Below are 579 nucleotides of genomic sequence, written 5' to 3' on the forward strand. Positions count from 1 at the left end.
CGCAATGTATTCAAACTTGGTTTAAGTTTGGCGTTGTCATTGCTGCAGAGGCGCGGTTTGTTGCCACTTGGCTACCAGCACCTTTAGCTTGGTAGCGTTCAGCTTTAAACGGCGCTGCGGCTACTTCGATTTCACGTAGTTCTTGAGGACCAGGTGCTTTTGTCATTGGTGCGCTAGCTCGTGGCTTAGCAACAACGTTGATAACTTCAGCTTTCATCTCTGGCGCTGCTACTGGAGTTTCAACGGCAACTTCTGTTGCTGCTTCTTCCACAGCTTCTGCAACGACTGGCTCTTGAACCGGAGCTTCTTCAACAACTGTTTCTGTTGTTGCTTCCGCAACAGGTGCTTCAGCCACTTCAACGATCGGCTCTACAGGAGCTTGATCAACCGCTACTGGCTCTGCCTTTTCAGGCGCTACAGCTTCAACAATCGGTGATTCAGCTTTAGCTTCTACTGTTTCTTGAACTTTAGGTTCAACAACAGGTGCTTCAGCTACCGCTGGTTGCTCACGACGGATGATGACTTTACCCATTGCCATTTCAGGGCAAGCAAAACCACCTTGCATAGCAGGTACAGTTG

General features: G+C 49.2%; 1 pseudogene. It reads right to left on the minus strand.

Annotated elements, in window-relative coordinates:
* Positions 1-10: 10 nt before the first annotated feature.
* A pseudogene (locus R8O11_RS29805) lies at positions 11-579 on the minus strand (ribonuclease E); the annotation flags it as partial.

The sequence above is a fragment of the Vibrio sp. 1288 genome, from assembly GCF_033344475.1.